The sequence below is a fragment of the Nocardiopsis sp. iso_40 genome (assembly GCF_056173285.1).
Genome location: NZ_CM149666.1, coordinates 3,983,167 through 3,996,468, shown reverse-complemented (window position 1 = coordinate 3,996,468; position 13,302 = coordinate 3,983,167). Strand labels below are relative to the sequence as shown.

Below are 13,302 nucleotides of genomic sequence, written 5' to 3'. Positions count from 1 at the left end.
GCGGCTCCGGGGCCGCCGGGCCGCGGGGGCCGTAGTCTGGAGGACAGGCACACGGCAGGGTCGGGGGAGCAGTGAGTGGTAGCGGTGGCGCGGACGGCGCCGGAGCGAGGCGGACGGACCTGCGTCGGGTCACGGTGGTCGGCAGCGGTCTGATCGGCACGTCGATCGCCCTGGCCCTGCGCGCCCGTGGTGTCGACGTCACCCTCACCGACCCTGACCCGGCCTCCCTGCGGTTGGCCTGCGACCTCGGTGCCGGGCGCCCCCTGGACGGGGCCGCGGAGAGCTCTCCCGCGGACATCGCGGTGATCGCCGCGCCCCCCGCCGTCATCCCGGCGGTGCTGCGCGACGCCCAGGACCGGAAGCTGGCCCAGGTGTACACCGACGCTGCCAGTGTCAAGGCGAGTGTGGTGGCGGGTGCCGAGCGGCTCGGTTGCGACATGACGGCCTTCGTGGCCGGGCACCCGATGGGCGGTCGGGAGAAGCACGGCCCGGGTGCCGCCCGCGCCGACCTGTTCCTGGGCCGGTCCTGGGCGCTGTGCCCCACCGCCGACGCCGACGCCGGTTCCGTGGCCGCGGTGGCCGAACTGGCCCGCCTGTGCGGGGCCGATCCGCTGGTGCTGGAGGCGGGCGCGCACGACCGCGCGGTGGCCCTGGTCTCACACGCCCCGCACGTGGCCTCCTCCGCGGTGGCCGCCCGGCTGCTGGCCGGGGACGAGGCCGCACTGACCCTGGCCGGTCAGGGGGTGCGCGACGTCACCCGTATCGCCGGCGGGGACCCGGCCATGTGGACGGAGATCCTCACCCACAACGCGGGGCCGGTGGCCGAGGTGCTGCGCGAGACGGCCGCGGACCTGGCGGCCACCGCCGAGGCGCTGCGCACCTGGTCCGCCCGAACCCCCGCCGATCCGCCCGGCCGGGCTCCGGCCGGGACCGGAACCCCCTCCCGGGACGGTGCCGGGAGCGGGGGCGACGACGGCCTTGAGCCGGTCCGCGACCTGTTGGCCCGGGGGCGTTCCGGACACGGCCGCATCCCCGGCAAGCACGGTGCGGTCCGCCGCCCCGTGTACACGGTGATCCCGGTCGTCATCCCGGACGAGCCCGGTGCGCTGGGCCGCCTGTTCGCTGCGGCCGCCACGGCCGGAGTCAACATCGAGGACGTGCGGATCGAGCACTCCCCGGGGCTGCCGTTGGGTGTGGCCGAGCTGTACGTGCTTCCGGAGGCCGTGGACACCCTCGCCGCGGCCCTGTCGGCCGACGGCTGGTCGGTGCACCCGGGCGCCTGAGCACGCTCCCTGGCGCGGTGCGGCTCCTCGCGCGGACGGGCGCGCGGCGCGACGGCCCCGCGTGCGAAGGTAGGCTGAGGCGTCGGCAGTGACGGTGTCATCCGTCCGGAGTGAGGGAGTCAGCAGTAGTGAGCGCGCAGGGCAAGGGAATCGTCATCGCCATCGACGGTCCCTCCGGGTCGGGCAAGTCGAGCACGGCCAAGGGTGTCGCCAAGGCGCGGGAACTGCGCTACCTCGACACCGGAGCCATGTACCGGGCCCTCACCTGGTGGATGCTGGACAACGGGGTGGACGTCGACGACGCCGCCGCGGTGGCCGCCAACGTCGAGCGCCCCGTGATCACCATGGGCACCGACCCCTCCGCCCCCACGGTGGCGGTGGACGGCCGCGACGTGGCCGCCGAGATCCGCGGCAAGGAGGTCACCAGCAACGTGAGCGCCGTTTCGGCGGTGCCCGAGGCGCGCGCTCTGCTGGTGCGGACCCAGCGCGAGATCATCGAGGCCGCCCGGAACGAGTCCGCGGGTATCGTCGTGGAAGGCCGTGACATCACGACCGTGGTCGCCCCCCAGGCACCGGTCAAGCTGTTCCTGACCGCCAGCGCCGAGGCGCGCGCCCAGCGCCGCAGCAAGGAGGTCCGGACCGGGGACATCGCCGGGACCCAGGCCGACCTGGCCCGCCGCGACATGCTGGACTCCAGCCGGTCCCACTCGCCGCTGACGCAGACCGCCGACGCCACCGAGCTCGACACCACGGGCCTGAACCTGGACGAGGTCGTCGCCCTGGTCGTCAAGCTGGCCGACGAGGCCGGGAACGGATAGGTCCTCCGCAGGGAGGAACCGGCCACACCCTCCCCTTCGGGGGAACACAGGAACATCCACGGGGGTTGCCCTCCGTGGCAGGACGCGGGCGCCCTCAGCGGCGCCCGTGGTGATTCACGTGGCGATCGCGTCGAATCCTTTCGCATCCCCGCGGTACGCATCCTGGGCGCGTGGGGACCCAGAACCGGGAGTACGAGTACATGAGTGAGTTCGACGTGGTCGACACGGGCCCCGAGGGCGAGGAGACGGCGTTGCCCGTCGTCGCCGTCGTCGGTCGCCCCAACGTCGGCAAGTCCAGTCTGGTCAACCGGATCCTCGGCCGCCGCGAGGCCGTGGTCGAGGACGTGCCGGGGGTGACCCGTGACCGGGTGGCCTACGACGCCGAGTGGCAGAACCACCGCTTCACGCTGGTGGACACCGGCGGTTGGGAGACCAGCGTCAGCGGCCTGGCCGCGATGGTCGCCCGGCAGGCCGAGTACGCCGCGCAGACCGCCGACGTCATCCTGTTCGTGGTCGACGCGACCGTCGGCATCGCCGACGCCGACGCCGCCGTCACCCGCGTGCTGCGCTCCACCAAACGGCCCGTCGTGCTGGCTGCCAACAAGGTCGACGGCGAGGGCCAGGAGGCCGACGCGCTCGACCTGTGGAACCTCGGCATGGGGCAGCCCTACCCGATCAGTGCCCTGCACGGCCGCGGCACCGGCGACATGCTGGACGCCATCGTGGACTCCTTCCCCGAGACGCCCGTGGGCGACGCGGAGGAGGACGAGGAGGACGGCCCGTCCCGGATCGCCCTGCTTGGTCGTCCGAACGTGGGCAAGTCCAGCCTGCTGAACCGGCTCGCCGGTGAGGACCGGGTGGTCGTGGACTCGGTCGCGGGCACCACCCGTGACGCCGTCGACGAGCTCATCGAGCTGGGCGGCAAGACCTGGAAGTTCATCGACACCGCCGGTATCCGCCGCCGGTTCCGCGCGCTCCAGGGCGCCGACTACTACGCGACCATGCGTACCGGCACCGCCCTGGAGCGGGCCGAGGTGGCCGTGGTGCTGATGGACGTCAGCGAGCCGCTCGCCGAGCAGGACATCCGGGTCGTGGAGCAGGTCGTCGAGTCCGGCCGCGGTCTGGTCCTGGCGTTCAACAAGTGGGACATCCTCGACGACGAGCGCCGGATCTACCTGGAGAAGGAGATCGACCGCCAGCTGGCGCGGGTCTCCTGGGCGCCGCGGGTGAACATCTCCGCGGCCACCGGCCGCCACATGGAGCGGCTCGTCCCGGCGATCGAGACCAGCCTTTCCGGTTGGAACCAGCGCATCTCCACGGGTCAGCTCAACAACTGGCTCAAGGAGCTGGTGGCGGCCACCCCGCCGCCGGTGCGCGGCGGCAAGCAGCCCAAGATCCTGTTCGCGACCCAGGCCGGTGCGCGTCCGCCGCACTTCATCCTGTTCACGACCGGGTTCCTCGAGGAGAACTACCGCCGCTTCATCGAGCGGCGCCTGCGCGAGGACTTCGGTTTCGAGGGGACTCCGGTGCACATCAGCATGCGCATCCGCGAGAAGAAGAACGCGGGCGTGGGCCGCGCCTCGAAGGGCAGTGTGCGTCCGGACCGCAAGCCGCGCGGCGGCGGTGGCCGCCGGAAGTAGGCACGGGTCCCGAACCGGAGGGGCGCCCCTCCGGCGTGTGCTCGGGTTCCGGTCCGTGCCCCGGTCCCGTTCAGGGGCCGGAGGGCAGGCGGCGGACGTTGCTGCCGCGGATACTCCAGCCCGAGCCGTCGCCCCTGCGGGGGCGGGGCGGGCCTCCCACGGTCGCGGGGTCGCGTTCGGGAACCGGGATGGCCGGTGCGCCCGGCAGCGGTTTCCCGGCGCTCTCCCGCATCCGCCAGACCACCAGGACACCGACAGCCCCGGCGGCCATCACCAGCCAGGCGGGCGAGTACAGGTTTCCGGTGGACTGCACCAGCGACTCGGCGACCAGCGGTGTGGTACCGCCGAACAGGGCCACCGAGATGTTGAAGCTGATGGCCAGGGAGCCGTAACGGACCTTGGTGGGGAAGAACGCCGGGAGCGAGGCGGGCGCGGCACCGGAGAAGTGCACGAGGGTCAGGGCCAGGACCACCACGCCCAGGGACGCGACCCACGGGCTGCCCTGTTGGACCAGCCAGAAGGCGGGCAGCGACAGCACGATCGCGCAGATGCTGCCGGAGAGCAGGACCGGTCGGCGGCCGACCCTGTCACTCAGCCGCCCGAACAGGGTCACCGTCGCCAGCATGAACGCCATGGCGCCCAGGGCCACCACCAGGGCCAGGGCGGTCGAGTACCCCAGTTCGGCCTCCAGGTAGGTGGGCAGGTAGGCGGTGACCATGTAGTTGTTGACGTTGAAGACCAGGACGAGGCCGATGCACAGCAGGAGGGTGCGCCACTGGCCCACGACGGTCTCCCTGAGCTGTCCCCTGCGGCGTTTCCCCGCGGAGTCCTTGGCGAATCCGTCGGTGTTCTCGTTGAAGACCGGGGTGTCCTCCAGCTTCAGCCGGAGGTAGAGGCCGACGGCGCCGAGCGGCAGGGCCAGCAGGAACGGAACGCGCCAACCCCAGGCGGTCATCGCGTCGCCGCCCAGCAGCAGGGTCATGACCGTGACGACGGCGGCCCCGCCCACGTAGCCGCTGACGGTGCCGAACTCCAGCCAGGAGGCGAGGAAGCCCCGTCGCCGGTCCGGTGCGTACTCGGCGATGAAGGTGGTGGCCCCGCCGTACTCGCCGCCGGTGGAGAAGCCCTGGAGCATCCGGGCGACCAGTAGCAGGACCGGTGCCGCGATGCCGATGGTCGCGGCCGAGGGGATGAGCCCGATCGAGAAGGTGCTCGCCGCCATGAGCAGCATCGTGAACGCCAGCACCTGCTTGCGGCCGATCCGGTCGCCGAGCGGGCCGAAGAACATGCCGCCGAGCGGACGGACCAGGAAGGCCGCCGCGAACGTGGTGAACGTGGCGATGAGTTGGACGCCCGCGGCCTGGGACGGGTAGAAGACCAGCCCGATCGTGACCGCGAGGTAGCTGTAGACACCGAAGTCGTACCACTCGGTCGCGTTGCCGATCGCGGCGGCCGTGACGGCCTTGCGGGTGACCCGGTGCTCGGTTCGCAGGACCCGCTGGCCCTCTGGTTGGTTGTCGCTCACGTCTCTCCCTCGGCGCTCTCACCTGGTGCACATAGGTAAGCACTCCGGGTGCTGAATCCGTGGGATGTGGCCGCAGTGTCCGGCGGTATCCTGGCGGCATGCGAAAAGTGCTGGTCAGTGCCTGCCTGATGGGTCGCAGGGTCCGTTACGACGGCCAGGCGAAACCGGTGGGGGACGACACGGTCACCCGCTGGCGGGAGGAGGGGCGCCTCGTCGTGCACTGCCCCGAGATCGCCGGCGGCCTGCCGGTGCCCCGGCCGCCCGCGGAGATCGAACCGGGCGCAGACGCCGCCGACGTGCTCGCCGGTCGGGCGCGCATCCTCACCCCCGAGGGCGCGGACGTGACGGGTCCCTTCGTGTCCGGTGCGCGTTCGGCGCTGGCCACCGCCCGTTCCCAGGGGGTGGTGATGGCGCTGCTCAAGGAGTCCAGCCCCTCCTGCGGGCTGCACGAGGTGTACGACGGGACCTTCGAGGGGCGCAAGGTGCCGGGGGAGGGTGTGACCGCGTACCTGCTCCGTGAGCACGGGGTGGCCGTGTTCAACGAGAACGAGGTCGCGCAGGCCGCGGAGCGGATGAGGGTTCTGGAAGCGGGCTGAACCGCGCGGAGGACACGCCCCGGGACGCCGTTGCGGCGCCCCGGGGCACGGTTCGGGGCGTCAGTCCCTGACGACCGCGTAGCGCAGGCAGGCGAAGGGACCCGCGAGCCTGGCCTCCAGCGGCTTCAACCGGACCCGCCCGTCGAGCAGGGGAGCGCCGCCGCCCAGGCTGACCGGTGCGACGGAGACCGACACCTCGTCCAGCAGCCCCAACCGGGCCAGGTCGGCGGCGATCCGTCCGCCGCCGACCACCCAGATGTCGCGGCCGTCGGCGGCCTCGGCCATCTCCGCGTGCAGGTCCCGCAGTTCCTGGTCGGTGTCGGCGCTGGTGAAGTGGAGGTCGCCCTCGACCCGGGGGAGTTTCCGGTGGGTGAGTACCCAGGTGGGGGCCTGGTACGGCCAGGGCTTGCCGCCCTCGTGTTCGTGGATCCACTCGTAGGTGGTCGCCCCCATCACGATCGCCCCCGCGCCCCTGATGAACTCCTCGGTCCTGTCAAGGGCCTCGCCGTGTCCCTCGCTTTCCGGATCGCTCTCCACGGCGAACAGCCACTCCAGTGAGTTGTCCTGGTCGGCGATGAAACCGTCCAGGCTGGTGGCGGTCTCGTAGACGGTCCTGCTCATGTCGTGTCTCCCCGTTCGTTCGGTGTCCGGTGCCGGTTCGGTGCCCCGTGCCGTTCCTGCAACCACTCCAGCGGGTCGCCGTGGCCCACCTCGACCCCCGCCGCGCGCAGCATGTGGCGAACGCTCTGCCTGCGGTGCGCGGAGTAGGTGAGCACGTGCGCGACCACCCCGCCGAGCAGGAAGCTCTCCGGCGGGTCGCACAGGGCGTCGATGAGCCGGTCGCCCCAGGCGTTCCGCCGCCCGATGTCGTCGACGGCGGCGATCCAGCGCGCCCCCGCCACCTCGTGCCTGGCTCGGAGTGAGGCCGGGTCGTCGGGCCCCTGCCCGGGGAAGTCCTCGCCGCCGACGGAGGCCAGCCAGACCTCCTTGGACCGCACCAGCCGGTCCAGGGAGGCCGCGATCGACCCCTCCGGGCCGTCCCAGGCCAGAACGGTCCGGCCGGGCTCCCAGACCCTCCGGTAGTCCTGTTCCGGCAGGTCCGCCGCCAGGGCGATGAGCCGGGCCGTGTCGTCGACGTCGTGGTGGGTCTGGAGCGCGGTCAGGTCCATGCCGGGCCGTCCCCTCGGGTTCTCCTCCACCCACAGGTGGATCGGCGGGTGGAAGTGGACGCCGTTGGGGGCGGGCAGCCATCTGCCGCTGCCCGACGTGGTGGCGCTGGGCGGATGACCGAAGGCGCGCGCGAAGGCCCGCGTGAACCCCTCCACCGACCCGTAGCCGGCCGCGAACGCCGCGTCGGTGACGCTGGTGCCCTGGCCGATCTGCCAGGCCGCGCGTTCCAGCAGGACCCGGCGGCGCAGTGCCACCGGGGACTCGCCGGTGTCCCGGGCGAAGAGGCGGCTGAAATGGAAGGGCGAGGCGTGGGCCTGCCCCGCCATCTCGCTCAGTCGGGCGTTGTCCTCGTCCAGGACCGCGTCGAGCAGTTCACGCAGGCGGTCGCGCCCGGAGGAGGGCTCGGTGGTGGAGTCGGTCATGGGACCAGTATGTTCTCGGGCCCCTCGCCGCCGCTTGACCGTTCTTGCGCAGTGTCGGCGGCCTCCTGACCGACCCGGGCCGCCCTGAGCGCGGGCGGGACCATCGCCGCCAGCGCGAGCAGCGCCAGGGCCGTCCCCACCCACAGCGGTCCGCGCAGCCCGAGGGCGTGCACCCCCATGCCGCCGAACCAGGAACCGAACACGACCCCCAGGGTGATGGTGGGGACATGGCCTGGCGGCCGACGACGGTGTTGCCGACCATGGTCGCGCCGCCGTAGGCGGCCCGGACCACACGCTCCTCGTCGAACTGGCACGCTCTTCCCCTGGGGCGACGGCAGCACGTTCTGTACCGATCAAGTCAAACTCTGCGGTCGGTTCGGGAGCTCCCGGAGTCCACCCCGCGACCACCGCCGGGGCCGGGCCCCAGCGGCTGCCGGGGGTGCGAACCGTGTGCGAAAGGCCCGGAAGATGCGGTAGAGTCATCCCCGTTGGCGGGGCCGGAGACGGTGTCGCCCAACGGCCGGGACGTAGCGCAGTTTGGTAGCGCACTTGACTGGGGGTCAAGGGGTCGTGGGTTCAAATCCCGCCGTCCCGACAGAGCAATAGTAGGTCAGGGAGAGGTTCGCCGGTCGGCGGGCCTCTTTTTGCATATCCGGCACCTCGCTCACGTGCTGGTCCTGCTGAAGGCTATGGAGACCATGACCGTTTCGTCCCCACCGTGACCCGCGCTCAGGAGCACCCGATGGTCCTCCTGCCGGTGGGCCCGCAGCACGATCGGAACCCCGGGTGCCAACAGTGTGTCGGCCTGGAGCAGTTCGACCCGGAACGGTGGACCGGTGTTCTCGGGGTCCTCCATCAGGCGCTCGGCCAGACCGACCAGAGCCGTCAGCAGGTAGGCGAGCGGAACGGCGGGAAACCCGGAGAAATGGCCCGCGCACTGTTCGGCCCGCAGGTTCACTTCCGCCTGTGCCTGTGTTCCGGACACCGACACATCGTCCAGCCGCAAAGGCGAGCGGTAGGGAGAGGAGGCCGTCTGCCGGGTGGAGGAGTCGGCCAGGTGCTCGAAGGTGCGCGCGAAGCTCTTCTCGTCGAGGACTACGTAGTCGCAGTGCAGGTCGAACAGGGTCGTGTGGTCGGAGTCGTGGAGGAAGGCGGCGGCCGAGGCCGAGCCCGGTCTGTTGATGCCTCCCAGAGCCGTCGTGCGCAGGACCCGCTGCGGCGCTCCCGGTGCTGGCGGGGTCAGGCGACGCAGCCTGGCCCTGCGCGCCAGGTAGTAACGACGGCCCGGGCCGGCCGTCGTGGCGGCCGCGCACAGCCCCATGATGGGCAGATGCCGAGCCGCCTCGATGATCGAGACCGGCTCTTCGGCCGCGGAAGGGAACTCCGGGGAGAACGACGCCGTGGCGCATCCGGGTGTCGGGGAGGAGATCCCGTCCAGTGCCCGGTACGGAGGTGAGACGCAGATTCGCGAGGAAATGTCCATGACATAGTCCTTTCTGTTAACGAGAAAACGAAAAAGGAACGTGAACGGGATTTTCCCCATTGCAGAGGGGCATCTGGCGGGTGTGGCACACCGGGTCGGCCGTGTCAGGTCGGTGTGGTTTCATGCCGTCGTGGCGATATCGCTTTTCACAGAGGGTGCACATGGGAATGTGAAGGAGGAGTTCGATCAGCACGAACCGGAGCGGCGGGTGGCCAGCGCTGTTCAGCAGCGCCCCCGGACCTTGCGGAATCCGAGTGTCCGCTGTGCGGCACGGGGGTTCTCCCAGGGCCGTTCCTGTTTGTGGAGAGCAGTTGCGTAGGCTTCCGTCTGGAGTGGTCCGGGGTGTGACCAGGGGCCGGTCCTCACTGATCCCGGGCACGGCCTGATCGGTCTCCGATGTCCGCGGGGACCAGGTGGGCGACTGACCCGGGGCCGTCAGGAGAGAGCAGGGTCCGAACCGGCGGCCGCCGGATCTGCGAGCTCGGGTTCGCCGGTCAGGAGTCGCTCTCGGCGTCATCGGCGGAGCGGGCCGCCGCGTGCCAGTAGGCGGCGATCGCCTCCTCCATCCTTCGTGCAGCGATCACGGCCCCGTCCACGGGCTCGCCTCGCGCAAGGCCCTCCTCGGCTGCCAGTAGGGCCTGGAACTCGAGCCCGTCGGACTGGCCTCCCCCGTAGTACCAGGCGACCTCCTCGATCACCTCCAGAGACGACTCCCCGAGCAACCGGAGCATCTCGTCGCTGTCGGGGAAGTAGTTCACCATGTCCCAGTACAGGGCCAGTGCCGTTTGCGACTGGTTTCCCAACAGTGCGGCTCTTTCCCAGAACCCCGGAACCTCGTATACGAGGTGGTCCGGGGGCCAGTTCCGGACATCCTCCTCAGTCATTCCGAACGCTTCGATCACACGGCGGAGTTTGGGGCGCGCACGATTGATCAAAAGCACCATGTCACAGAGGAAGGCGACGTTCTGCTTGCTGGGGAACCGGGACATCACTGTGGCGAATCCGGTGATCTCGGCGGGATGGCACTTGTGGGTGACACCCACCAGCCTGCGGAAGTTCTCCGTGGTGGCGCGGTTCTCCCTCAGCGACTCCAGGAACCGGTTGCCCACGGGATCGTTCCTGGCAAGCTTCCGGAGTTCGGCGACCGCCTCGCCTGCGAGCGGAGTCTGTGAGAAATCAGTGAACACAGTACCTCCATGTCTCTCGCTGGGATCTTTCTCGGGCTACTTTCGCGTACTCGGCTTATGTGGTGCTGACGCTCTCCTGACGTACTCCTTGCGTCGCTGGCAGGAGGGTGCTGGGGGCTGTTGCTTTTTGGTTCGAGGGTCGGATTGCTTCGGAAAAGTTTTCCTGGCCAAGGAGTACTTCCGTGGGGATAGACAGATTCCTGGAAGACCTCACCGGGGTGCCGTCGTCCGCGGATTCGGACAGGACCGTGGAGAGGGCCGCCCCTGCCTTCCCGCGACGTGGAGCGGGACGACCTCCCGCGTGCACCGGTCATGGGCTTCGCCGCACTGCCCTCATGGCGCGGTGAGGGCGCACGCGTCAGTGCTCGCTTGTGTCCGTCCGCTTCCACGGGGAGGAACCGTTCTGTCGGGGGCCGGGACACGACCCCTGGCACGTCGCCTGGAGAACCCCGCTCCGGCACGGCTGACGGTCCTGTCATCCACGGGTGCTGGCGTGCTGGGAGAGGTGGACCCGCTCGGAGCGGAGAGACGAGCGGCAAGTATCTCTCGGTGGAACTCCGAACCCGCCTCGCGGTCTCGTGTCACCGTGGCGGAGGCGCGTAATCACCTGCGTGGAAGACGGCGTCCTGTGCAGTGCGGCTCCGTCACCTCATCCTCGTGGGACACATGGGTGTCTGTGAGGAGGCCGGTGTACGCGTATCTCTTTCTCGACGCATCCGTCGGTGTAAAGCTCGGCGCACGTTGTTGTTCATGCGTGATTACCCCGCGTTTTGCCGGGTATGGCTTATCTGCCGGTAACAGGCACCGTGAATGTCCGATTGCGCCCATGCGACCGAGCAAGGAGCTGGAGGACCAACAAGCCTCTAGCTGGGGGTCCTGCTTCGATGGAGTAATTTTGGTCACGTTTTCCGTGCTCGGTGACATCCTTATACAAGGTCCGAACGGTAGCTCCTTGCTTGCCGGTCCGCTCCAACGGAGCCTTCTTTGTGCTCTCCTCGTCAATCGAGGACAGACGGTTCCCAGTAGTGTGCTCTTCCAGGAACTCTGGCAGGATGTACCGCCAGCCAGCGGACCGAATGCCCTGCACGCGCAGGTGTCACGCCTCAGGAGAACCATAGAGTTGTTCTCCGCGGGCAGTACGCCATCGGTGCGCGTTGACTCGCACTATCCTGGATATCGGCTGGAAGCACCGCAGGGGGCCGTCGACACGGACCGGTTCCGCTCTTTGTGCAACCAGGCCCAACGGGCTCGGAACCGGGATCTGGACAAGGCCGCGACCTGCTATCAGGAAGCCTTGCGCTGTTGGCGGGGGCGCGCCTTGCAGGACGTTCCCCCAGGGGTGATCCGCGACGCAGAAGCCCGTCGCCTCGAACACGAGCGAACGCTGGCGTTGACCCGTCTGGTCGAGATCGACCTCGATCGCGGTCGGTACGCGGACCTTGTGCCCCTACTGGAGCAACTCGTCGAGGAGCGCCCCTTGGACGAGCGGCTCTGTACGCAACTCATGATTGCGCTGGACCGATTGGGGAGAGCACAGGACGCCCTGGACGCCTATCAGCGGATACGAGAGCGTATGGCCGCGGAATTGGGCATGGACCCGTCTCCAGTGCTCGAACGCGAGATGCGCAGGATCCTGGAACGCACCGAGTAGAGGGCGTTTGACGGGTCATAGCGATGTCCTTGCCAGGTGGTGCGGCAGGCACGACGAGGACCGCACACGAGCATGGTTCCTCCCCGCCCCCTTCGTTGCGCGATCGAGTGTGCGGATCCGTCGCACCGGTGATCGTTCGAAGGGTTCGTAAGCGGAACCCTTTTCGGTGATCAGTAACAGGTCTCTGGGGGAGGCTATCCGACCGACGTGGCCTCCAGCATTGAGGCCAGAACCTCCGAACCCCTTCTTCGGCCACCTGGGGAACTGGCCCCCAGGAATCTCACCGTGACCGTTTTCCTCTGCCGGAAAGGTGGTGGAGGCATCGGCCGGAGCACGTATCAGCCCCCTGTCAGTCCGGGGTGACGCCTGTGTCATGCGGTGTGTGTACCAAGGAAAGGGTGAAAGGGTTTTGTGTTTCACCGGTGGCTGTTCCGATGCCTTTGGGTGAAGTCGGCTGCGTGCAGGGGTTCTGTTTTCCCGCTGGTCCGGAAGCCGACCGCTGCCGCGATAGGGGTGCGGGCGTCCTCCTGCGCGGTTGCGGTGCCCCGTGAGGCGCCGTAGCGGATGCGTGTGGACAGAGGTGAACAGTGAGCAGAGGAAAGGAGTGAACTGGAATGGACGAGTCGAGCACGGACGCTCTCCGGCACGAGAGGGGGAGCCTGGCCGGCAGGGCCGCACTGGTGGTCTCGGGCTCCCGGGGTATCGGCTTTTCGGTGGCGCACGCGCTCTCTGCTCGGGGAGCGGACGTGGCCGTCACCGGCAGGAACGAGGATTCCCTCCGGGAGGCCTGTGAGCAGATCCGGGAGAAGACGGGCGGCAGGGTGGTGGGGCTGAGGGCCCACAGCCGCAAGGAGCAGGACCGGGAGGCGGCGGTTGAGGAGGTGCTGAACCGCTTCTCGCGTCTGGACATGCTGGTCTACAACACCGGCATCAACCCGGCCGGCCAGACGCCGGCGGTGGAGCTGGACCTGGATATGTTCGGCCACATGTTCGAGACCAACGTCCTGGGTGCCCTGGGCTACCTGAAGCTGGCGTGGCAGCGCTGGATGGGGGAGCACGGCGGATCCGCCGTGGTCGTCTCCACCGCGGCGGCGTTCGGGAGCATCCGGCTTCCCGCCTACTCCGCGACCAAGGTCGCGCTCAACCGGTTGACGGGGGACCTGGCCGAGCAGCTCGCCCCCCGGGTGCGCGTGAACGCGGTCGCGCCGGGGTTCATCAGGACGGAGTTCGCCGATTCGATCATCCGCATCCCCGTCGAACAGGTGGAGAGGAGCTACCCCATGCGGAGAATGGGGGAGCCGCAGGACGTGGCCGAGGCGGTGGCGTTCCTCCTGTCGCCCCAGGCTTCCTGGATCACCGGGGTCACGCTGCCGGTGGACGGGGGGATGTCCGTGCGTCCGTTCCAGCACAACGTCGCCCACCCCGGTCTGGGGGAGCACATCCACTGACACGCGGTGTCCGAGGAGGGCCGCGGACGGGCCAGGTCGTACCCCTCCCCGTTTCGCCCGTGGCCCGCCGCCCCATGCG

General features: G+C 69.6%; 12 protein-coding genes and 1 tRNA gene. 7 read left to right on the top strand and 6 right to left on the bottom strand.

Features of this window, described 5'->3' with window-relative positions; all coding sequences use genetic code 11:
- Positions 1-71 precede the first annotated feature (71 nt).
- The 3 genes from AC0VYD_RS17360 (at position 72) to der (ending at position 3,741) form a co-directional block, all read left to right on the top strand.
- Complete coding sequence (locus AC0VYD_RS17360; RefSeq protein WP_475476569.1) at positions 72-1,283, top strand: prephenate dehydrogenase; 1,212 nt, start codon at positions 72-74, stop codon at positions 1,281-1,283.
- A gap of 128 nt (positions 1,284-1,411) precedes the next feature.
- Positions 1,412-2,101, top strand: coding sequence for a (d)CMP kinase (gene cmk / locus AC0VYD_RS17355; protein WP_475476568.1), 690 nt, complete (start codon positions 1,412-1,414; stop codon positions 2,099-2,101).
- 200 nt (positions 2,102-2,301) lie between these two features.
- Positions 2,302-3,741 carry a ribosome biogenesis GTPase Der gene (gene der, locus AC0VYD_RS17350; protein ID WP_475476567.1) on the top strand — a complete coding sequence of 480 codons (1,440 nt, stop codon included), beginning with the start codon at positions 2,302-2,304 and terminating at the stop codon, positions 3,739-3,741.
- 70 nt (positions 3,742-3,811) lie between these two features.
- Here the strand turns inward: der and AC0VYD_RS17345 are convergent, their stop codons facing one another.
- Positions 3,812-5,266, bottom strand: a complete 1,455-nt coding sequence (locus tag AC0VYD_RS17345; RefSeq protein WP_475476566.1) for an MFS transporter — start codon at positions 5,264-5,266, stop codon at positions 3,812-3,814.
- 98 nt (positions 5,267-5,364) lie between these two features.
- Here AC0VYD_RS17345 and AC0VYD_RS17340 point away from each other — a divergent pair, with 98 nt between their 5' ends.
- Positions 5,365-5,862, top strand: coding sequence for a 2-thiouracil desulfurase family protein (locus tag AC0VYD_RS17340; protein ID WP_475476565.1), 498 nt, complete (start codon positions 5,365-5,367; stop codon positions 5,860-5,862).
- Positions 5,863-5,922: 60 nt separating this feature from the next.
- On the opposite strand, the gene AC0VYD_RS17335 is transcribed toward AC0VYD_RS17340, so the two are convergent.
- From AC0VYD_RS17335 to AC0VYD_RS17325, 3 genes are read right to left on the bottom strand one after another with little or no spacing between them, the layout of a single operon-like run.
- Positions 5,923-6,483, bottom strand: a complete 561-nt coding sequence (locus AC0VYD_RS17335; protein ID WP_475476564.1) for a dihydrofolate reductase family protein — start codon at positions 6,481-6,483, stop codon at positions 5,923-5,925.
- Entirely contained in the window at positions 6,480-7,454 is a 975-nt protein-coding gene (locus AC0VYD_RS17330; RefSeq protein ID WP_475476563.1) for a helix-turn-helix domain-containing protein, read from the bottom strand. Before AC0VYD_RS17330 ends, AC0VYD_RS17335 begins: the two co-directional genes overlap by 4 nt.
- Positions 7,451-7,657, bottom strand: coding sequence for a hypothetical protein (locus AC0VYD_RS17325; protein WP_475476562.1), 207 nt, complete (start codon positions 7,655-7,657; stop codon positions 7,451-7,453). Before AC0VYD_RS17325 ends, AC0VYD_RS17330 begins: the two co-directional genes overlap by 4 nt.
- 318 nt (positions 7,658-7,975) lie before the next feature.
- On the opposite strand from AC0VYD_RS17325, the gene AC0VYD_RS17320 reads away from it, so the two are divergent.
- A tRNA-Pro gene (locus tag AC0VYD_RS17320) sits at positions 7,976-8,049 on the top strand.
- A 69-nt stretch (positions 8,050-8,118) separates the two neighbouring features.
- On the opposite strand, the gene AC0VYD_RS17315 is transcribed toward AC0VYD_RS17320, so the two are convergent.
- Both AC0VYD_RS17315 and AC0VYD_RS17310 read right to left on the bottom strand, forming a co-directional pair.
- Positions 8,119-8,937: a hypothetical protein gene (locus AC0VYD_RS17315; protein WP_475476561.1), complete on the bottom strand. Its 819-nt coding sequence runs from the start codon at positions 8,935-8,937 to the stop codon at positions 8,119-8,121.
- 494 nt (positions 8,938-9,431) lie between these two features.
- Positions 9,432-10,124 carry a hypothetical protein gene (locus AC0VYD_RS17310; protein WP_475476560.1) on the bottom strand — a complete coding sequence of 231 codons (693 nt, stop codon included), beginning with the start codon at positions 10,122-10,124 and terminating at the stop codon, positions 9,432-9,434.
- An 826-nt stretch (positions 10,125-10,950) separates the two neighbouring features.
- Here AC0VYD_RS17310 and AC0VYD_RS17305 point away from each other — a divergent pair.
- Together AC0VYD_RS17305 and AC0VYD_RS17300 are read left to right on the top strand one after the other, a co-directional pair.
- Positions 10,951-11,775 carry an AfsR/SARP family transcriptional regulator gene (locus AC0VYD_RS17305; protein WP_475480290.1) on the top strand — a complete coding sequence of 275 codons (825 nt, stop codon included), beginning with the start codon at positions 10,951-10,953 and terminating at the stop codon, positions 11,773-11,775.
- A gap of 614 nt (positions 11,776-12,389) precedes the next feature.
- Complete coding sequence (locus AC0VYD_RS17300) at positions 12,390-13,223, top strand: SDR family oxidoreductase (RefSeq protein ID WP_475476559.1); 834 nt, start codon at positions 12,390-12,392, stop codon at positions 13,221-13,223.
- Positions 13,224-13,302: the final 79 nt, after the last annotated feature.

Bases quoted from the DNA above. Each gene is read 5' to 3' on its own strand.
- der (WP_475476567.1), top strand. From the start codon at position 2,302: ATGAGTGAGTTCGACGTGGTCGACACGGGCCCCGAGGGCGAGGAGACG.
- AC0VYD_RS17340 (WP_475476565.1), top strand. From the start codon at position 5,365: ATGCGAAAAGTGCTGGTCAGTGCCTGCCTGATGGGTCGCAGGGTCCGT.
- AC0VYD_RS17335 (WP_475476564.1), bottom strand. From the start codon at position 6,483: ATGAGCAGGACCGTCTACGAGACCGCCACCAGCCTGGACGGTTTCATC.
- AC0VYD_RS17330 (WP_475476563.1), bottom strand. From the start codon at position 7,454: ATGACCGACTCCACCACCGAGCCCTCCTCCGGGCGCGACCGCCTGCGT.
- AC0VYD_RS17315 (WP_475476561.1), bottom strand. From the start codon at position 8,937: ATGGACATTTCCTCGCGAATCTGCGTCTCACCTCCGTACCGGGCACTG.
- AC0VYD_RS17305 (WP_475480290.1), top strand. From the start codon at position 10,951: ATGCGACCGAGCAAGGAGCTGGAGGACCAACAAGCCTCTAGCTGGGGG.
- AC0VYD_RS17300 (WP_475476559.1), top strand. From the start codon at position 12,390: ATGGACGAGTCGAGCACGGACGCTCTCCGGCACGAGAGGGGGAGCCTG.